General features: G+C 40.6%; 15 protein-coding genes. 14 read left to right on the top strand and 1 reads right to left on the bottom strand.

Going from position 1 to position 19,909, the window contains the following annotated elements; all coding sequences use genetic code 11:
• Positions 1 to 12: 12 nt before the first annotated feature.
• From EQG79_RS19520 to EQG79_RS19545, 6 genes are all read left to right on the top strand, one after another.
• Positions 13 to 1,119, top strand: coding sequence for a Wzz/FepE/Etk N-terminal domain-containing protein (locus EQG79_RS19520; protein ID WP_077919472.1), 1,107 nt, complete (start codon positions 13 to 15; stop codon positions 1,117 to 1,119).
• Positions 1,116 to 2,075: a GDP-mannose 4,6-dehydratase gene (locus EQG79_RS19525; RefSeq protein WP_077919471.1), complete on the top strand. Its 960-nt coding sequence runs from the start codon at positions 1,116 to 1,118 to the stop codon at positions 2,073 to 2,075. Before EQG79_RS19520 ends, EQG79_RS19525 begins: the two co-directional genes overlap by 4 nt.
• Positions 2,076 to 2,279: 204 nt before the next feature.
• Positions 2,280 to 3,569: an oligosaccharide flippase family protein gene (locus tag EQG79_RS19530; RefSeq protein ID WP_077919470.1), complete on the top strand. Its 1,290-nt coding sequence runs from the start codon at positions 2,280 to 2,282 to the stop codon at positions 3,567 to 3,569.
• Positions 3,570 to 3,590: 21 nt separating this feature from the next.
• On the top strand, positions 3,591 to 4,265 hold the full coding sequence (locus EQG79_RS19535; RefSeq protein WP_161492694.1) for a class I SAM-dependent methyltransferase: 675 nt from the start codon (positions 3,591 to 3,593) through the stop codon (positions 4,263 to 4,265).
• Positions 4,262 to 5,119: a glycosyltransferase gene (locus EQG79_RS19540; RefSeq protein WP_077919468.1), complete on the top strand. Its 858-nt coding sequence runs from the start codon at positions 4,262 to 4,264 to the stop codon at positions 5,117 to 5,119. The genes EQG79_RS19535 and EQG79_RS19540 overlap by 4 nt, the downstream gene beginning before the upstream one ends.
• Entirely contained in the window at positions 5,112 to 6,011 is a 900-nt protein-coding gene (locus tag EQG79_RS19545) for a glycosyltransferase family 2 protein (protein ID WP_077919467.1), read from the top strand. The genes EQG79_RS19540 and EQG79_RS19545 overlap by 8 nt, the downstream gene beginning before the upstream one ends.
• Positions 6,012 to 6,049: 38 nt before the next feature.
• On the opposite strand, the gene EQG79_RS19550 is transcribed toward EQG79_RS19545, so the two are convergent.
• Positions 6,050 to 8,485 carry a hypothetical protein gene (locus EQG79_RS19550; RefSeq protein WP_129603339.1) on the bottom strand — a complete coding sequence of 812 codons (2,436 nt, stop codon included), beginning with the start codon at positions 8,483 to 8,485 and terminating at the stop codon, positions 6,050 to 6,052.
• Positions 8,486 to 8,838: 353 nt separating this feature from the next.
• Here EQG79_RS19550 and EQG79_RS19555 point away from each other — a divergent pair, with 353 nt between their 5' ends.
• From EQG79_RS19555 to EQG79_RS19590, 8 genes are all read left to right on the top strand, one after another.
• Positions 8,839 to 10,098 (top strand): hypothetical protein, encoded by a 1,260-nt coding sequence (locus EQG79_RS19555; protein ID WP_129603341.1) that lies wholly within the window; start codon positions 8,839 to 8,841, stop codon positions 10,096 to 10,098.
• A gap of 40 nt (positions 10,099 to 10,138) precedes the next feature.
• Positions 10,139 to 10,870, top strand: a complete 732-nt coding sequence (locus tag EQG79_RS19560; RefSeq protein ID WP_206445601.1) for a glycosyltransferase — start codon at positions 10,139 to 10,141, stop codon at positions 10,868 to 10,870.
• A 227-nt stretch (positions 10,871 to 11,097) separates the two neighbouring features.
• Positions 11,098 to 12,342: a WcaI family glycosyltransferase gene (locus EQG79_RS19565; protein ID WP_129603343.1), complete on the top strand. Its 1,245-nt coding sequence runs from the start codon at positions 11,098 to 11,100 to the stop codon at positions 12,340 to 12,342.
• Positions 12,343 to 12,547: 205 nt separating this feature from the next.
• The gene (locus EQG79_RS19570) at positions 12,548 to 14,245 is read left to right on the top strand and encodes a beta strand repeat-containing protein (RefSeq protein ID WP_236648568.1); all 1,698 of its coding nucleotides are present in this window, start codon (positions 12,548 to 12,550) and stop codon (positions 14,243 to 14,245) included.
• A gap of 1 nt (position 14,246) precedes the next feature.
• Positions 14,247 to 14,789, top strand: a complete 543-nt coding sequence (locus EQG79_RS19575) for a T9SS type A sorting domain-containing protein (protein ID WP_129603345.1) — start codon at positions 14,247 to 14,249, stop codon at positions 14,787 to 14,789.
• A 330-nt stretch (positions 14,790 to 15,119) separates the two neighbouring features.
• Positions 15,120 to 16,493 carry a capsule assembly Wzi family protein gene (locus tag EQG79_RS19580; RefSeq protein ID WP_240699400.1) on the top strand — a complete coding sequence of 458 codons (1,374 nt, stop codon included), beginning with the start codon at positions 15,120 to 15,122 and terminating at the stop codon, positions 16,491 to 16,493.
• 185 nt (positions 16,494 to 16,678) lie between these two features.
• Positions 16,679 to 18,058 carry a sugar transferase gene (locus tag EQG79_RS19585; protein WP_077919460.1) on the top strand — a complete coding sequence of 460 codons (1,380 nt, stop codon included), beginning with the start codon at positions 16,679 to 16,681 and terminating at the stop codon, positions 18,056 to 18,058.
• Positions 18,059 to 18,116: 58 nt separating this feature from the next.
• Positions 18,117 to 19,631 (top strand): capsule assembly Wzi family protein, encoded by a 1,515-nt coding sequence (locus EQG79_RS19590; protein ID WP_129603349.1) that lies wholly within the window; start codon positions 18,117 to 18,119, stop codon positions 19,629 to 19,631.
• The last annotated feature ends 278 nt before the right edge of the window (positions 19,632 to 19,909 follow it).

Consider the following 19,909-nt stretch of genomic DNA (forward strand, 5'->3'; position numbering starts at 1 on the left):
GGTAACGCAGCCATGACGACAAAAGAACCTATGACTCCAGGCGAACTTAGCGCTGACGAAATTGAAATCCGGCTGGGCGATATCATTCAATTTTTCAAAGATAGCCGTCGGACTTTACTAGTCTGGACGGCTGTCTTCCTGGTAATCGGAGCTGTGTATGCTTTTTCTCTGCCAAACGAATTTACATCGACCGTACGGGTGATGCCTGAGCTAAAAACGCCGGCTGGAGCTGGCGGTCTGGGTGATCTTAAGTCTCTGGCCGGATTAGCGGGTGTTAGTTTCGATAATCTAAGTGGAACATCAGAGGCAATACGGCCCGATTTATACCCAGATATTGTGCAAAGTGTTCCTTTTTCTCTGCATTTGCTCCAGCAGCCAGTTACATCAAGAAGTAATGCCAAAAGCCAATCCTTAGAACAATATCTGATACAGCAGGATAAAAGTTGGATAGGGAGTATATCAGGGGATGGGGGTACAGAAGAAACGTCTCTTCGGCCTAGTGGATCTGCTCTGCAATTGACCAAAAAGCAGGAAGAATTAAGCAAAAAGGTTAGTAAACGGGTAAGTGCAACAATAGATAAAAAGTCAGGCATTGTCACCATTACTAGTCAGATGCCTGACCCTGTGGTGGCTGCCACTACGGCAAACCAAACACTTAATTATCTCACTACCTATGTGACTAATTACAGGACAGGCAAGTCAAGGAAACAGGTTCAGTTCTTATCTCAACAAGTTAATAATGCCCGCCACCGTTACCAAGCTGCTGAATTTGCACTTTCCAGCTATCGTGATCGCAACCGGAGTTTGTTTTTGGAAACGGCTAAGATAGAAGAGCAGCGTCTACAGGCCGATTATCTGTTGGCACAAACGGTGTACAATGATCTGTCGAAACAACTGGAGCAGGCTCGAATAAAGGTACAGGAAGAATCTCCAGTTTTTCAAATTCTTGAACCTGCGCAGGTGCCCCTACTAAAAAGCGGTCCTAAACGAACACTGATCGTTTTAGCATTTGCGGCTATTGGAGGAATACTTGGCTTTCTATATGCGCTTTTTAGTAGTTGGCGAAGATATGCTTTGGCTACTAACGTGTCCAGGCAAACCACAACAAACCGCATATGAAAAGGGCCTTAATCTGTGGGGTTTCAGGGCAAGACGGCGCTTATCTGGCTAGATTGTTAGTGGAAAAAGGGTATGAAGTATATGGCGGGTCTCGGGATGCGCAAATGGCTACATTTCGGAACCTTACTCGTTTAGGGATTCATCAGGACATCAAAGTACTTTCCATTAGCGTTGTCGATTTTAGAAGTGTTTTACAGACACTTTTAAAAGTGAAGCCTGACGAAGTGTATAATCTGGCAGGACAGAGTTCGGTAGGCTTGTCATTTGAGCAACCTGTTGAAACTTTGGAAAGCATAAGTGTAGGCACCTTGAACCTACTTGAAGCTATTCGATTTAGCGGTTTACCAATCCGGTTCTACAATGCTGGTTCGAGCGAATGTTTTGGCGACACAGGTAAAGAAGCAGCTAACGAATTGACACCGTTTCGACCGCGTAGTCCATATGGTGTGGCTAAGGCGGCTGCTTTCTGGCAGGTTGCAAATTATCGTGAGGCCTATCAACTGCATGCAAGTACAGGAATCCTGTTCAATCATGAATCCCCCTTACGACCAGAACGCTTTGTCACACAGAAAATAGTGAAGGCTGCATGCCGGATCGCTAATGGTAGTACAGAAATATTGACTTTGGGTAATATTGATATTGCCCGCGATTGGGGGTGGGCACCTGACTATGTCGAAGCAATGTGGGCTATGCTGCAACAAGATCAAGCTGATGACTACGTTATTGCTACGGGGCAAACGAATAAGCTTCGCGCCTTTATCGATGTTGTATTTCAGGCAGTTGGTTTGAACTGGCAGAATCATGTGCGTGTAGATCCAGATTTATTTAGACTGACTGATATTGCTGAAGGGTATGCTAATGCTGATAAAGCTCAAAAAAAATTGAAGTGGGCTGCCCATCATACGATGAAAGAGGTAGGTAAGCTGATGGTTGATGGATACCTTGAACAGAATTAAGATTCGGACAAACTCTAAAAGCAAGTTCGAAACAAACAGATTCTAGATCACTAGAAACTATAAATCTCAAAAGTAATCACTAGTTCAATGATAAAATGTTGATTTAGGCAGAAAAATCAACAAGCTTATATGAGCGATGAAAGCACAGAAGATTTAAAGTCTCAATATTAGTGTTGAATCTTACGTAAGATGAGTTAAAAAAGTATGATCAATATAGTAGATAAGTTAAGTGGAACGCAAAAAAAGATTGGCGCAAATCTAATTGCACTAGGCTTTGTGCAGGTTACTAATTTTGTTATTCCAATAATAACTTTTCCATATTTAGTGCGTGTAGTAGGAATAGATAAATATGGTACTGTAAGTTACGCCTTGACAATTCTTGTTTATCTGATAACTGTAACTGATTACGGCTTCGGCATATCCGCGACAAGGGAAGTTGCACAGAACAAAAATAACTGTTTACACATAAGTGCTCTCTTCTTTAATGTCTTAGCGGCAAAGATATTTTTATTACTTATCGTTACTATAGGTTTAGCAGGTGGTATTATTATTTATCCAAGGTTTGGAGCGGAACCTATAATCTATTCTTCTGGATTCTTGTATATACTGGGTAATGTACTTCTACCGACGTGGTTTTTTCAGGGAGTGGAGCGAATGAAATATATAACATACTTAAATATAATATCTAAACTTCTAATATTGATTTTGTTATTTCTGTTTATAAAAGAAAGAGAGAGTTATAGATACGTTGTTTTTATATACGGTGTTGCAAATACCTTAACTGGGATACTTGGTACTTATTTAGCTATAAAGAAGGAAAAATTAGAGCTAAGAATCCCTACCATAGCAGCTGTAAAAAATCAATTAACAGAGGGCTGGGCTTTCTTTGCTTTAAGCTTATCGTCACTTATTTCTAATAGTTCTACTATAGTAATATTGGGATTTTATGTAAATGATTCAGAACTGGGGAAATATAGTATTGCAGAGAAGGTCACTTTTTTACTTTGGCAATTGTTAATCATAGTATCTCAGGCAATGTATCCGCATGTGTGTCAATTAGCTGGGGAGTCGCATGAGCGGTTAGTTGGATTTGTCAAAAAAATAGCTTTTTCTCTTAGCTTTACCATGCTATTTTTATGTATTGCGCTGTTTGGGGCATCTGAATATTTGGTTTATCTTATAACCGGTTCTTACCAAGCCGATATAGCTTTAGTATTAAAAATATTAAGTTTTAACGGATTCATTGTATCATTGAACATTCCTTTTTATCAAACACTACTTGCTTACAAATTACAAAAGCATACTGCAAATATATTTAATATAATGGTGTTTGTTAGCGTTTTCTTAACAGTAGTTCTGTGTTGGAAAGCAGGCATAATTGGTGCTGCAGTTGTTGTTGTTTTAACTCAAACTATTATTGTTTTATCTTTAATAGTTTTATTAGAATATAAATTCCCTCAATATTCATTATGGAGGACCATTTCTAAAGCTTGACATTTAAACACACAAATGACTATGAGCCTATACAAAATTAAGCAGGAAGAGTACTTTACACGAGTAAGGCATGATTTGGTAAGCTTAATGCCAAAAACAGGCAGTATAAAGGTATTGGAGATTGGATCTGGGGGCGGAGATACTTTAGTGTATCTGAAACATAGCAATCGTGCTAGTGAAGTTGTAGGCGTAGACGTATTCAAACTTGAAGGAACAAATCAAGACCATGAGCTAATAGATCAGTTTATAATAGCTGATATTGAAAATCAAGAACTTGATTTAGAAAAAGAATATTTTGATGCAATTATCTGCGGAGACGTTCTGGAACATCTCGTAGACCCATGGACAGTTCTATCAAAAGTAGAAAAGTTTTTAAAACCTGGAGGTCAGTTAATTGTGAGTGTGCCGAATATTCGCTTTTATAAAGTTTTGTATAAAATAATATTTAAAGGAGATTTTCAATATGACCCTTTAGGAGGGGTTTTAGATAAGACTCACCTGCGTTTTTTTTGCAAAAAAAACTTAGTGGATCTGGTCAGTCTACCGAATTTCAAATTCGAGCTTGTAACCTCAATACAGCGGTTCCCAGGTCATCCAATGAGTTGGAAAGTGAATTTGTTCAATAAATTGACTTTAATGATTTTCGATGACTTCTTCGCTTCACAGTTCATTGCAGTTTCTAAAAAAGAAGGATGAATAATCATAGTCAGATAAAGGTTGCAGGTGCGATTGTATTATACAATTCAGAAATTTCTGTTATAGATAATATAAAGTCTTACATCAACCAGGTTGATACTCTATTTGTTGTTGATAACTCAGAGACAATCAATGAAAGCCTGATTATGTCCTTGGAGACATTTTTCAATATTAAATATATTTTTAATGGACAGAATTTAGGTATTGCCAATGCACTCAACATAGCTGCGAATGCTGCTATAAACCATGGTTTTGATTATCTCCTCACTATGGACGATGATACCTTGGTTCCAGATAACATGGTAGCAAGAATGGTCACTTTTTTAAGTGAACGAGAATCGGACAAAATAGGTATACTGGCAGCGCAATCAACACCACATTTAGCAGGCGAATCACACCGATATGTTTATGTTACTATTACTTCGGGGAATTTATTGAATTTAAAGGCTTATAAACAGTGCGGTCCATTCTTGGAAAAACTCTTTATTGATTGGGTAGATCATGAATATTGTATGAGACTCGCAAGAAATGGATATAGTGTGATTGAATTGAACTATCTACTGCTCAATCATAGATTGGGAATACGAAAGCATGTGTCTATCCTCGGAAAGACAATTCACTGGACCTCACACAACCCAACTCGCGTCTATTATAGATTCCGTAATACGTCCTACGTGATGTGGAAATATGCATTTTATATACCCAGTAAGTACTATTTAATATTTATGTATGAGTTACTCAAAGACGTGAGCAAAAATATGTGGCTGGAAGATAAACGATTATACAGGAGTAAAATGATGTTGAAGGGGGTACTGGATTGTTGCAAAGGGAAAATGGGGCGATACGATGGCTAGTATAAGTCATAATAAGAGGGTATCAATTGCAATGACTACCTATAATGGTCAGAAATACATAGAGGAGCAGTTGCATTCCTTATGTGCACAGACATACCCTATTTATGAAGTTATCGTATGTGACGATATGTCAGAAGATAACACTATTGATGTAGTATTGGGTTTTAAAGATGCCTTGCCATTGAAAGTTATTAAAAATAAAGATAGACAAGGGGTAGTAAGAAACTTCAGACAGGCCATAGCGAACTGTACTGGTGATTTTATTGCCTGTTGTGATCAAGATGACATATGGCTACCGGATAAACTGGGTGATTCGATAGAACTCATACTTCCAATTACTGGAGGTAGACCTGCCTTGGTCTATACAGATCTGCAAGTAATAGATAGTAAACGGCAAATTATAGCAGAATCGTTTTGGACAATGAGGGAGATTGATCCATCCAAAACAACCTTTTATTCTCTTCTGTTCGGTAACACTGTAACTGGTTGCACAATGTTATTTAACCGTAAAATGTCAGATGAAGTGATGAAAATGCCTGATCAGGCTACGATGCATGATCACTGGATAGCCTGCATAGCTTATTCTATAGGTAAAGTTAGATTTCTAAAAAAACAGACTGTAAGTTACCGACAGCATGAAACCAATGTTACAGTTAACAAAGAAGTAAATTTTAAAAACCGGGCAGCTAATTTATGGAGCATGATAAATAATGGCTTTGGCGACTTCCTGTCATCTCAATTGAATCAGGCTAAATTGTTTGATCGCATTTACCAGGGCATTTTAAATGAAGACAATGCCGGGGATTTAAAAAGATTTATAAACTGCGAAAAGTTATCACCAATGTTTAGAAAGTTGATGTATCATTACATGCTACGCCAACAGAGAGATTAATATTCATATATAATTTTAGTAGTGTTAATTATCTAATGTTAATTTTTATTGTACATTTTGATGAATACCATCTTTATATTGATCTCCGGATCGTAGAACAGAGGATTTCCATTAATCTTAAAATACGAAATTTTGTTGGGTGTATTGTGGCTAAATAAATCACGATAGGTATTCAGATTGTTAACATACGAAGAAATAATTAAATTCTCGTTTGCTGTTTTTCTAACTAACCTATGCTCGCCATAGGGCCTTCCAAGACTATCAAACATAGTAATAGACAAAGGAGGTATTTTATAGAAAAAGTTTAAGATCTTTCCAGCTAATGTCTGGTGAGCATCGACACTACAAACTGTATACGTACCTTTATAGCTTACAACTGATAGCTTTGAATTTAATGTGTATTTTTTTACAGGTAATTCAATGTAATTTTGAATCAAAGGTCTTTCTTGAAGTTTTAATAATAAATAATTGTTATTGTGGTTTTCTACAGGTTGATATCTAGATAGGAGCATTAGATTTAGTTCTGGCTCATCATACAAAGGATATCTGTTATCAATAGACTTATATTGGTAGATTATATATTGGGGTGCATATTTTGATGAATACCATTTAGTGTTAAGTGTTGATAATCCTTCCGTATAAACAGTATAGGATTGAAATACAGGTCTAGGTTTCCAGTTCGCATTATAGGCGTAAAGAGTAGATATATCCCAAGGCATAATATCGACTCGTGATTTCTGGTCGAATATCTTCTTCGTTTGTTGACTAATCGGAAAGTTATTTTTTATAAAATCTTTATTTTGCTTTAGTACTTCATCTAATTTGTCTGTTCTCAATGGTAATAATATATGATTAGAATTAAAGGAAGAATAGGGTGTGACGACAATCAAACACAGAATTGCTATGCCTACCAGCTTGTTAGATACGCTTGATCTGTACTCTGTAGATATGTGTATATAGTAGACAAAAATAGTAACTAACAAAAGCTGTGAATAAAATAACACTAAGTGTCCGCCATCAAATCTAACAAAACCTTCTTTAAATGATAAAAATACAAGAGGTGCACATAGCAACAAATTTTTCCTAAGTGTATTGTTGCTAAAAGTTCTATAAGCAATCCATGCGTAGATTAATAAAATACTAATAGATGTAATTAAAAAAAATAAATCGATTAAGTTAGAGAAGAATGAAGTGTTATAATCCCAAAAGGGAGTAGCCATTGCTTCACTGTACCCACTTGCAATATCTAACCCCCTTATTATGTAACTGTAGATATCTGTAATACTCTGATCATTCACTAACCAGAGGCCAGTCAAAAATATCACATAACTTAAAATATAGATTGTAGAATATAGGAATTTTTTTCTGCTCGATATTACTGGAATTAATATAAACAAGCTAATTGCAATTGCAACATAACTAAATTTAACTAGCGAGGCAATAGCTAATAAAAAACAAGCAGAAATTACCTTTATGATAGTTAGTTTATTAATTTTATCAATTAAGCTCGATAATAAAATTAAAATACACATATTTATGTAATCTAGGAGCTCAAAATTGAATAATAGTAATATACTAATAGTGATGGTAATCTGCCTAGATGAGAATGCACTATGTTTATGGTTTAACAAAATGAATTTATATATAAAAGAAACTACAATGCTGTAGATGATTAGGGTGATAACAAAGTATCTGGATATATGATCTGGGGTAAGAATCACTGATGGCTTAACCAACCAATACATAGGTCCGTAGGTGAAAATAATATCTTTTCCCCATTTGTAATCTAAATTGCTAGACCAGTTTAAAGCTGTAATCCATGAAGGGTCTAGACCGCTTTTTAATTCATTTAGATGGAAAGGGGTTCTTACTATCGTCCATATTATACACAATGTCCATAACAGGTAATACGCATACGGAGGAATAGCTTTAGAATCATACCTTACGTAGTTATTTTTGATGAAAAATAAAGCGAATACACTCAATAATAGGATTATAGATCTACTGCTATCTATCAACTTTGTATAAAGTTGATAGTCTCCTGACCAGTTAATGATCTTTCTAAAATATGGAAAGCTAGATTTCACTTTGAATTCCTCTGTTGGCGCTAGATATAATGTTTTATCGAGATATTTTTTCTTATACCAATTTACTGTGATATATCTTAAAGGATACACGTATGTATTAGAACCTATCTTAATATTAAGTGTATCCGTGGTCAAACCGCAGCCTTTAGGAATGTCGATGGCAATACTGTTGTAGAATATCTTATCATTATCCGAGCTTATTGTTAATGTATTTGTCTTATTATCAATCTGCTTTGCTGCAAGCAAGCTGAACTTGCCATTTAATGAACAACGCCAGATGTTTATTTCGTCAATGCATATAGGATTTGTCGACTTTAAAATTACTGATATTTTCTCTACATTGTTTCTATCCTTTATTACAATTATTGTATCAATTGATAGCTTCAAAAGAAGAAACGAAATTGTGCATATCCATAATTTCCCTACAGACAACATTACTTTTAAATTTTGGTAATAATCTCTGCAATATAAACTGAAATTTTAGCACTGATCTATTTGGATGAAGATAAATTTGCATATAGATATAAATGGTTACTTTATGGGAGTACTAGATTGTTGGTATACGTAAACTAGCCTTACAATAGTATTCATATATATATGATATGATAATTTTGAGTGTTTGGTTTATATTTGTAGCTTAGATACTTAATATTATATGACTTAAATTTGCGATTAGGCGATGCATATGTTTAAGTAAACAGTATCGCCCACTGTCTTAAGAGCAATAATAGAGTTGCACCATGAAACTTCCCTTGGCAATCAGTATAGAAAATATTACCTCTATTAACAAAATAATTTTTTCTATTTTGTTAATAGAAATGTTTCTGGGTGGTTCAGGCCGTTTTACTGAAATTACCTCATTCTTTACACTTCGTATGGCTTTGTGGTTAACAGGACTATCCATAGTAAGCGCACATATAATCATTTGTAGAAAGGTCAGAAAAAATATTGTTATTGTTATTGCTGCTTATCTGTTGTCAATGTTGTTTTCCTCATTATTAGGTATTGTTAATGGCGTAAATAGTACTTTTTTATTTTTAGATATAAAGCAATTTTGTTTTTTCATCATCATTCTATACTTTTCCTTGAGTATAAATAGTGAGAGAGATATAGAAACGGTTGTTAGATTGTTAAAACGTAGCTCATTGATCTTAGCCTTGTTACATGTAACAATTGTTTTTTTTGTTGTTTTAGATATTTTTAATTTTGGTCAGGTATGGTATTTTTTTAATATCTATGCTACCGGACAGTCTGATATTGATAATCCTGTTTCTAATGAAGTATTTTTTAAAGGATCGTATGGGTTTATATATTATAAGGGCGACTTTTATTTATGCGTCGGTTTATTTTTCTGGATAGATTCAGGTATTAAAAATTGGAAAAATAGAATTTCAGTATTAGTTATTTCTTTTGCAATATTTCTTACAGGTACAAGAGGTTTTGTTCTAATGGTAGTGTTAACTTATTTAGTGAGTTGGTTTGTCAATATCAAAAATATAAAAATGTTACTTCGTAATAAATCTATTTTAGCGTTAATTACATTTGTTATTACATGTTTCTTGTTGGCGTTGTACATCTTTAATCTTGAATACAGTCAATATATAGGTGATAAAGAAGAAAGCGATGCTATTAGGTTTATCCAAATTAGCCAAGTAGTTGATGAGATAGATTTTATAAGCATTATTTTCGGTCATGGTTTTGGGTATGGTATACCTATTAGAAACTCACATATGGAAATTGCTTACTTAGAGATTTTACACAAGCAAGGTATAATTGGTTTAAGCCTCTGGTTATTATTATTGGTCTACATACACAGATTATATTTACTCACGAAGGGTGAAAAATTTTCTAGACCATTTTGGTTAGCTGTACTATTTACTTACCTTCTTTCAGCAACGAATCCTTATGTTAACCATCCTTTAGGTTTCACTTTGCTAAGTTTGTGTTTAGTTGTTTATAGTGTTTATTACAAGAATAGACAATTTGAAGGGAAAATTTAATCAACTCAAATAAATTTTGCGTATTATGGTTAGTGTTTGTATGGCGACTTTCAACGGAGAATTGTATATATTTGATCAACTCCAATCTATTTTAAAACAATTGTCACATGAAGATGAGGTGATAATCTCTGATGATTCATCAACTGATAGCACAGTTGCTATTATCAATTCTTTTAATGATGAGCGCATTAAATTATTTGAGAACCAGAAATTTAAAAGCGCAGTTCTTAATTTTCAATTTACACTCTATCAGGCTAAAGGAGATTACGTATTTTTAGCTGATCAAGACGATGTTTGGCTATCTGATCGTGTATCGACCATGCTTGAACATTTGCAACAGCATAAGCTAGTAGTATGTAACTGTAAATTTATAGACGAGAAAGGTTTTTCTCTTCATCCTAAATCCTTTTTCAATATTTACAATTCAGGTCCAGGAGTAATAAAAAATTTTGTGAAGAACACGTATATTGGAAACTGTATGGCATTTAACAGGGATATTTTAAACTTCGCATTGCCATTTCCAAAAGCCATAGACTTTTATCCTAATATAGACCACGGTATGTGGATTGGGATACTAGTTAATGTCTTTTATACTGCAGATTTTATACCTAGTATTCTAGTTTTGTATCGTAGGCATGATAAAAATGTAAGCCCAACTAATATTGAAGGAAAAAGCCCTTATTCTTTGAAAATCAAGGTATTATCTAGATTTTCGTTGGGATTTTATTTGCTACAACGAGCACTTAGTCACGCATTTAAAAAAATACATTAATTTTGATGATAAGTCATTTATATATTTCTATGACCTAAAGCAAGTTTATTATATTAATGGCATTGATGATTGCTACCAAAGTATTTGTACTAAGGCAAACCACTATTTGATGAAATGCATGAACTTACTAAAGGATCAGGTTTTGAACCAATCAGACTAACTGCTGCGACGAAATATCTTGGCTCACATATTTTGCGAATTGATTTTCTTTATGCCAAATAATAGTTATGAAAAAGTTAAAACTTTTGTTTTATGCAGCAAATTTCACTCCCGAATTGACAGGTAGTGGTAAATATAATGGGGAGTTAGTTGACTGGTTGGCCCAAAGAGGCCATAGTATTGACGTAATTACGACTCATCCGCATTATCCAAAATGGAAAATTGATCCTGCTTATCGTGGAAAACTTTGGACTGTCGATAAGTTAAATAATGTGACTATATACAGATGCCCTTTGTATGTACCTATGAATCCTTCTGGTTTTAAGCGTATTTTACATGAAATCTCTTTTGCTGTTAGTTCATTTCCTGTGTGGTTAAAAGTTTTTTTTTCTAATTATGATGCAGTAGTATGTGTTTCACCTCCAATGTTTATAGGCTTGTTGCCTTACTTATATGGCAAATTAAAACATATCCCTTATCTATTTCATATTCAGGACTTGCAGGTTGATGCAGCTCGAACACTTGGTTTAATTAAAAATGAGAGACTATTATATTTACTTGGTAATATAGAAAAATTCTTACTTAAGAAAGCTACGGTAGTTTCCAGTATAGGCTTAGGAATGAGGCATATGATTCTTAGTAAGGGGGTACAATCTAATAAGTTCTTTATGCTACCCAACTGGGTGGATACTAAATTTATTCGGCCTTTAAATAAACATGAGTCATTCCGTTCCTTGTATGGGTTTCAGCCCTCTGATCTTGTAATAATGTACGCTGGTAACTTAGGCGCTAAACAAGGTTTAGAAATTCTACTCGATGTTGCAGAGATACTTATTTCAAACAAGTCAATTAAATTTCTGATTAATGGGGAAGGTGCAATTAAACAAATGCTTTTAGTTGATTCACATAAACGAAAACTATCAAATGTTTTCTTTGGCCCTGGTGTCCCTTATGAGGATCTTCCTCGGCTAATGTCTACTGCAGATATACATGTTGTTATTCAAAAGAGAGGTATGACTAATATTGTTATGCCTTCTAAACTAACAACTATACTAGCCTCTGGAGGAGTTACTATTGTTACTGCTGAGGAATCATCTCTTTTGGCTCAACAACTAATTTCTGATAATGTCGCCCTAATTGTCCAGCCTGAGAGTGCTGTATTATTAGCGCAAGCCATACTAGACTTAGCTATTTCAGATAATTTAGTTAAATTAAAGGAAAATGCACGGCGTTATGCTGTCTTGATGTTAAACAAGGACACTTTATTATTGCCTTATGAAAAAAAAATAATGTCTGTTAGTAAGCGTAAATAAAGGGTTTGGCATGAATTTTGTGATCGCTAATACCTCTTCAGTTTTGGTTAATATTAGTTGTAAGATTCTTCACAAATAACTGCCTTGTAAGTGCCAACCGCAAAACTGTACGTTGACTTGTTTTTTAAAGTTAAACTTGTAACGATGTTGCACAGGTAATATAAATTGAGCAAATTTAACGGATAATACAAAACATTCTTCAAATATGAGAAAAATTTACTTACAAGCTGTTCTGATGTCAGCATTGCTGTTTGGGTATAAAGGCCTGTATGCACAAGGAAATTTAGTTGTCACAGCACCTGCATCGTCTACACCTGGATCAGAAAATACCTTGATCGGTGTGGGAGTTGGTAGTCTCAATATGACAGGAGCCAGTAATACTTTAATTGGGAGTGGTGCTGGAATCAGTAATATGGCAGGTACTAAGAACGTGTTTACTGGTGCATTATCTGGTAGAGCGAACTCTTCTGGACAGAACAACTCATTTTTTGGGTATGGAAGCGGATTTGGTAATATCACGGGGAATCAGAATACATTTTTAGGCACTGAGGCAGGTTATTCAAACGCCTTGGGTTACAACAATGTCTTCGTCGGACATAGGTCTGGATACTTTAATAATGGAGCAAACAATGCTTTTTTAGGCACTGGAGCAGGATATTCCAACTCTTCCGGAAATGATAATACATTTATCGGATCTGATGCAGGTGGAAGTAACAGTAGTGGCTATAGTAATACATATATTGGATCTCTTTCTGGTGCATCAAGTACAACTGCGGTTCAAAACACATTTATAGGCGCTAATTCTGGAACAAGTAATGCTGGTCAAGCTAATACATTTGTCGGTTATGGAGCAGGGCAAAGTAATCAGTCTGGCAGCAATAATGTGTTCATTGGTTTTAATACGGGGCAAAGTAATACCATTGGAGGCAGTAATTTATTCATGGGCCAGTTAGCTGGATCTGGAAACACGAGTGGTAGTTTTAACCTGTTCATCGGTAATGCCTCTAGTTTAAATAACAAGGGGGGTAGTGGTAACACTACTATTGGAGACGGGTCTGGTTATGGGAATGTTTCTGGTAATAGAAATGTGTACCTTGGCCAGTATGCTGGTTTTTTTGGCGTGTCATCGGGTTCGGACAATGTGTTTGTTGGGTACCAATCTGGGGTGAGTTCAAACTCTGTAAACGTAACTAATGCAATTGCTATTGGATCTAACGCTATTGTTAGCCAAAGCAACAGTATGGTTTTAGGAAATGCAGTCAACGTTGGCATCGGCACCTCAGCGCCTGCCAATAAACTGGAGGTGGTTAGTGCCAGTACAAACACGTCGGGCCTGCGGTTGACCAACCTGAAATCGAGCAGCCCGGCTACGGCCTTGAACACTACCAAGTTTCTGACTGTAGACGCCAACGGTGATGTGGTACTAGGTAGCACAAATGGTTCGGCCCGGATGGCCGCAGAAGAAACGGCCTGGGTAGCTGACGGCGATAACCTGGTGAATACGAACACCGGTGGGGTCGTGATCGGGCCGGGCGTGTCTAAAACGCCAGCGGGCTACCGGCTCTATGTAGCCGACGGCGTGCTCACCGAAAAAGTAAAAGTAGCGGTTAAAAGCACCAACGACTGGTCTGACCGGGTGTTCGATGCCAGCTACCGGCTCCGTAGCCTTAACGAAGTAGATACATACATACAGCAGAACAAACATCTGCCGGGCGTTCCGTCTGCCGAGGAGGTTGTTAAAGAAGGCGTCGATGTAGGGCAGATGCAGGCCAAACTGCTGGAGAAAGTTGAAGAACTAACCCTCTACGTCATCGAATTGAAAAAGCAGAATGACGCTTTGACGAAGAAAAGCCGTCAGCTGGAGCAGCGTATCAGTCGTATACATGGTAAAACCCGGAAATAAGATGCGCACGCTACTCACTCTGTTGATCTGTTGCTCGCCGGTATGGTGTCTGGCCCAGGCGCCAACCCAGCATCTCCGTATTCAGATCAGTTACGACCGCGGCAGTCAGCATCTGGAACAGGCTGTTGAAACGATCGAAGCCGTTAATGTGGTTAACGCGGCATCTACCGTCGACTATCAGGCGGGCCGGTCGGTGACGCTACTGCCTGGTTTCGAAGCCAGACAAGGGAGCACCTTTACGGCCTTTATCAAACCCGTAACCCTGTCGGCCGGCCGATCGGAGTTTCCGCTTAAGCTCAATGCATTTCCCAATCCGTTCGATCAGGTAACGACCATCGACTACTACCTGCCTGCCGACGGAAAAGTCAACCTGTGGGTAACGGATGCGCAGGGGAAAGTGGTCGGGAAACTGCTGCAGGACGAAACCCAGGCAGCGGGCCAGCATCGCGTGGAGTGGAAACCTGCTTCCCTGTCGTCGGGCGTGTATATGCCTATTGTAGAAGCAAACCAACAGCGGGCGGTGAGCCGGATTATTAAGAAGTAACTCTATAATACATAGGTCATAAAGGCGAAGAGACCCACGTACGGTACGTGGGTCTCTTCGCCTTTATGACCTATATTTGTCCGCGGCCTCAGGCTCAATTCCTGATCAGGCTGGCAATAAAGGCCCTGCTCAATCATTATTATTGTATGTTCTTTCTGGAATCAGACTTCCTCTCTAATGCGTATTTTCCCCTCTAGGTGTCTTCTGTACGCATGGATCAGCACGGCTGCTGTTTGTTCTACCCTACAAGCCCAGCCACTTCGGCAGCCTACCCAATACTCCATTGAAGCAGGCACGTATCTGTCCTCGTCGACTGCCACTCCTTTCTGGTTGCGTGCCAACCAATTCGGTATCGTCCCGAATCAGTCGCCGGTATTTACGGTCAGGGCCGGTATATACAGCGAATACGATAGCACCGAATACCGCTCCTCTCCGAAAAAATATGTTTTTGGGTACGGCCTCAGTGTGGTAGCCAATGCGGCTCAGAACAAATTACCGTACGAGCGAACGGTGCTGCTGCCCGAAGCCTACCTGAAAGTACGCAAAGGTATTTTTGAAGCCTACGTGGGTCGTCGTCGCGAACGGTTTGGGCTGGCCGATTCGACCCTGTCTACGGGTTCTTATGCCTGGTCGGGCAATGCGATGCCGGTTCCCAAGATTCAGATCGCTATCCCGGTGTTTACGCCGATTGGCTTTACAAAAGGCTGGGTGGCTATTCAGGGTACTTATGCGCATGGTTACCTGGCCGCATCGGGCTACATCCGCAACACCATGCTCCACCAGAAGTCGTTATACCTCCGGCTGGGCCGAACCAATGAGGTATTTCGGTTTTATGGCGGCTTCAACCACCAGGTAGTCTGGGGCGGGCAGGCGGCTGATCCGACCGGCATACCCGGCACCATACCCGCCGGGGGCAAACTGCCGTCGGGGCCAATCGACTATTTTTACGTAGTGACCGGCATCAATAAAGGGCGGACCGATACGACTAAATATACGTTTTTCGACCAAACCAACCGGGTCGGAAATCATGTTGGCTCGATCGACATAGCGGCTGAGATCGATCTGGTTCGCCATACATTATTTATGTATCGGCAGAGCCTGATTGAAGACGGCTCCATATACTCGCTCATCAATGTAGCCGATGGGCTGAACGGAATACGCATCCGACGGAACGACCCACATGCCCTGGTTCGGGATATCCTGTTCGAAGTATTGAACACAACCAGCCAGGGTGGACCGGAATTTGTGCTCGAAGATCCCAAACGTCGGGGTAAGGACGATTACTTCAACCACCAGCAGTTTCGCGACGGGTGGGCCTACCGACAGCACACGATCGGAACACCGTTTATTCCGCCGGCACTGGGTCCGAACGGGGAATATCCGTACGGTACCTTTACAGTCAACAACCGGGTGACGGTTCTGCACCTGGGACTGGCGGGTGAACTTCCTGTTCGGGGATCGGCCCTGCAGTCGCCTATCTCGTATCAGCTCAAAGCCTCGTTTAGCCGAAATCTGGGAACGTATGATGAGCCATATAACCCCGCCCGTAACCAGTTCTCCGGCTACCTGGGTATGGTTGTACCGCTGGCCATAGCGGGCGGACTGGACATAACGGGTAGTGTGGCGGTAGATGCAGGCACTTTATACAAGAACGGAGTGGGTACATTTTTGAGTCTTCGTAAGGTTTTGGCGTCGACGCCCTGACGCGTTGGGAGCTCAGCGCCCTTTAATAAATGTCATATACTCACCCCCTGTTTTCTTCGTAATTTGCGGACTCGCCACACGAACCGTAGGATAATTTAGCAGGTGTTGGTCAACCGAATGCCTTATTTTAGCGTAGGTAGTCCATATGATGAGTCAATAGAGTCCATCTGGATTTGCAAAAAGGTATGAGGCATCGTTATTCAATATTGTTCTTTCCACTGCACGTAATTGCTGATTTTCTCAGCCTGAACGCGGCTTTTGTAGGGGCATACTGGATAAAATTTAGGGCCATCGAGCCTGTTTCAGAACCGCCCTATGCGCTGCTGTGGGTGTTGTTTAATCTGGTGTGGCTGGTTGAGGTGTTGCTGTTCAAACCCTATACGTTTCCTCGTCAGCTTTTTAAAGCGGACCATTTAATAAAGAAATTGCTCTTCCTGATGGCGCTGCATATAGCGGTCATCTCTATATGCTGGGTAGCTATAAAAGGCTATTATTACTCCAGAGAGCATTTATTGATAACGTACGTGCTGTTTACCAGTATGGCTGCCGCTTTTCGGATTGGCGGGCTGGTCTTTTTGAAAGAGTATCGGGCGCGTGGATATAACAACCGACGGTATATCGTGGTCGGCTATGGCAAGCTGGCCAGTACGATTCAAAGTTTCTACGAACTGCATCCCGAAATGGGATTCCGGTTTCAGGGATACTTTGATCATGCCACCGACGAGAACAAGTCTATGCTGACCGGCGGTTATAACGACTTAGCCCGTTATATCAAAGAACAGAATATAGACTGTGTATACTGCTGTATGCCCTACATTGATAATAATAAGTTGAAAGAGATTGTGGATCAGGCCGAAGACGAAAACTACCAGGTAAAGCTGCTGGTAGACTTTCGCGGATTTTTGACGCGGGGCGCTTCGGTTGAGTACCATGATTTCCTGCCGGTTCTGAACCTGTCGTCGCAAATGCTGGCCGACTTCAGGGTCAACATGCTGAAGCGGGGGTTCGATATCGCCTTTTCGCTGGGAGCGCTTTTAATTGGCATGCCGATATTTCTGGTGCTGGCATTGATTACGAAGTTGACATCGGAAGGCCCTATCTTTTACGCACAAGAGCGAATCGGACGGGGTGGCAAGCCGTTCAAAATCATCAAGTTCCGTAGTATGTACGTGAACGCTGAGAAAGCGGGCCCATCGTTGTCGGGTGGCCTGGCCGATAGCCGGATCACGCCCTGGGGGCGGTTCATGCGCCAGACCCGTCTGGATGAAATACCTCAGTTCGTTAACGTGCTCAAAGGCGACATGTCTGTCGTTGGCCCACGGCCCGAGCGGCAGTTCTTCATCGATCAGATCGTTGAGGTTGCACCTGAATACCGGTCGCTGCTGAAGGTGAAGCCCGGTATCACATCGATCGGTCAAATTAAGTTTGGCTATGCCGCCACGATCGATGAGATGGTTCAGCGCCTGCGGTACGACTTGCTGTATCCCGAGCGTCGGTCGTTCTTTTTTGATATGTGGATCATTGCGCAGACCCTGCGTGTCATGGCCCAGGGACGTGGCAAATAAATAGCCAGCCTGTAATGCAACAAAACGGTTTTGACCAACGCAGAGCCGTTTTTTATCTATGAGGATAACCCGTATTTTATTGCTGGGGCTTTGGCTCGTTACGAGTCATGGCCTGCAGGCTCAACGTCAACGAACGAATGCCTATCATCTGGAAGCGGGCGGACTGGTAGCTTCTGATCAGACGCCCTTCTGGCTCCGGGCTAATCAGTACGGTACAGTACCTCTGAATGGCTCGATCGCCCGCTTTAGTGCCGGCCTGAAATCAGACTACAGAGCTGCCGACAGCACTGGCTACCGGCCTAAAATCGACTGGGGTTATGGCCTTGATGTCGTTGCCAATGCCGGAGCAACCAATCAGGTTTTAGTACCGGAGGCTTATATAAAAGGCAGACTGGGGGCTTTTGAACTCTATGCGGGTCGTCGGCGCGAACTGGTTGGTCTGGTCGATACCCTGCTGACAACCGGTGCCTATGCCTGGTCGGGTAACGCCCTGCCCATTCCGAAAATTCAGATCGGCGTTCCTACCTTCACCAGTATTCCATTTACCAGGGGAATTATCTCCTTTCTGGGCGCCTACTCGCACGGATGGTTCGAGAACACGGGGCGTCAGATCACAGGCTCTTTTCTGCATCAAAAGTATCTGTACGGCCGGTTAGGAAAAACCACCTGGCCGTTTCGACTCTATGCGGGCTTCAACCACCAGGTAATCTGGGCAGGTCAGGCTGCTCCGGGTGTACTTAGTCCCAACGTGGCCGTTAATGGTCAGCTGCCTTCTACGCTTCGCTATTATCCGGCGGTAGTTCTTGGTTCGCGGGGTAACTTCCAGAATGATAACGTAGTTACTTCGTTTGAAGAAAATCGGATCGGCAACCACCTGGGGTCTGTCGATCTGGCGGCTGATGCTGACATTGGTAGCTGGAATGTGTACGTGTATCGCCAGTTTCTGTACGATGATGGATCACTGTTCTACGGTACAAACATCGCCGATGGCCTGAACGGATTGAGGCTGAAAAACAGGAATACCCCGGCTGAAGGGGCTTTCTCTCTCCGTCAGATTACGTTCGAGTACCTGTTTACGGGTAGTCAGGGCGGAGATGAATTCGTGATCGATGATGACCGTCGGCGGGGGCGGGACAATTACTTCAATCACAGTCAGTTTGTCGATGGATGGGTCTACTTCAGCCGGGCCATCGGAACCCCGTTTTTAACCCCATCCAATGAAGTTCGGCCTTCGCTGAATTCGGGTGGGCCAATCGGGAATAACCGGGTTAGTGCGTACCACCTCGGGGTTAGCGCCCTGCTGTTCGGTACGGTCGATGTAACGACCCGGCTTTCGTACAGCATCAATGCCGGTACCTACCCATCGCCTTACCTGACTCTTCCTACGCAGTTTTCGGGATTGCTGACGGCATCTGTGCCCCTAAATATACTGGGCGGAACGACCCTGAACGGCTCGTTGGCGCTCGACTCGGGTGGCTTGCTGCCCAACAGCGTAGGAGCCTACCTTGGATTGCGGAAGTCGGGCCTGTTCAGCCGGCCGGCCAATTCTCAGGCTGCTAGAAGTTCTTACTAGCGAAACCTGACTGGCAAATATCATTTTTTGTCTACCTGACAAAGGGCTGGGCCGCCGGAACGGGGATCTTGGTAGAAGATGGGTTTGCTGGCTATCCGGGGTCATGCCTGCTGCGCGAGTCATCGTAGGTCATGAATGGTTGAGTAGTACAATAAGCTTCACCTAAGTGCAGAGGGCCATCCTAGGCCGATGAAGCCAGTAACCTATGGAGCTGTAAGTAAGTTTTTGCCTATTATTTGTGGCAGACCGGCAAAGTGTAGTAATTCGCTTTGGTAAGA

Origin of the sequence: Spirosoma sordidisoli (assembly GCF_004138325.1) — a bacterium.
Taxonomy (GTDB): domain Bacteria; phylum Bacteroidota; class Bacteroidia; order Cytophagales; family Spirosomataceae; genus Spirosoma; species Spirosoma sordidisoli.

What these genes read in the sequence shown, in the direction of transcription:
- EQG79_RS19520 (WP_077919472.1), top strand. Translation starts at nt 13, where the DNA reads ATGACGACAAAAGAACCTATGACTCCAGGCGAACTTAGCGCTGACGAA.
- EQG79_RS19525 (WP_077919471.1), top strand. Translation starts at nt 1,116, where the DNA reads ATGAAAAGGGCCTTAATCTGTGGGGTTTCAGGGCAAGACGGCGCTTAT.
- EQG79_RS19530 (WP_077919470.1), top strand. Translation starts at nt 2,280, where the DNA reads ATGATCAATATAGTAGATAAGTTAAGTGGAACGCAAAAAAAGATTGGC.
- EQG79_RS19535 (WP_161492694.1), top strand. Translation starts at nt 3,591, where the DNA reads ATGAGCCTATACAAAATTAAGCAGGAAGAGTACTTTACACGAGTAAGG.
- EQG79_RS19540 (WP_077919468.1), top strand. Translation starts at nt 4,262, where the DNA reads ATGAATAATCATAGTCAGATAAAGGTTGCAGGTGCGATTGTATTATAC.
- EQG79_RS19545 (WP_077919467.1), top strand. Translation starts at nt 5,112, where the DNA reads ATGGCTAGTATAAGTCATAATAAGAGGGTATCAATTGCAATGACTACC.
- EQG79_RS19555 (WP_129603341.1), top strand. Translation starts at nt 8,839, where the DNA reads ATGAAACTTCCCTTGGCAATCAGTATAGAAAATATTACCTCTATTAAC.
- EQG79_RS19560 (WP_206445601.1), top strand. Translation starts at nt 10,139, where the DNA reads ATGGCGACTTTCAACGGAGAATTGTATATATTTGATCAACTCCAATCT.
- EQG79_RS19565 (WP_129603343.1), top strand. Translation starts at nt 11,098, where the DNA reads ATGAAAAAGTTAAAACTTTTGTTTTATGCAGCAAATTTCACTCCCGAA.
- EQG79_RS19570 (WP_236648568.1), top strand. Translation starts at nt 12,548, where the DNA reads ATGAGAAAAATTTACTTACAAGCTGTTCTGATGTCAGCATTGCTGTTT.
- EQG79_RS19575 (WP_129603345.1), top strand. Translation starts at nt 14,247, where the DNA reads ATGCGCACGCTACTCACTCTGTTGATCTGTTGCTCGCCGGTATGGTGT.
- EQG79_RS19585 (WP_077919460.1), top strand. Translation starts at nt 16,679, where the DNA reads ATGAGGCATCGTTATTCAATATTGTTCTTTCCACTGCACGTAATTGCT.
- EQG79_RS19590 (WP_129603349.1), top strand. Translation starts at nt 18,117, where the DNA reads ATGAGGATAACCCGTATTTTATTGCTGGGGCTTTGGCTCGTTACGAGT.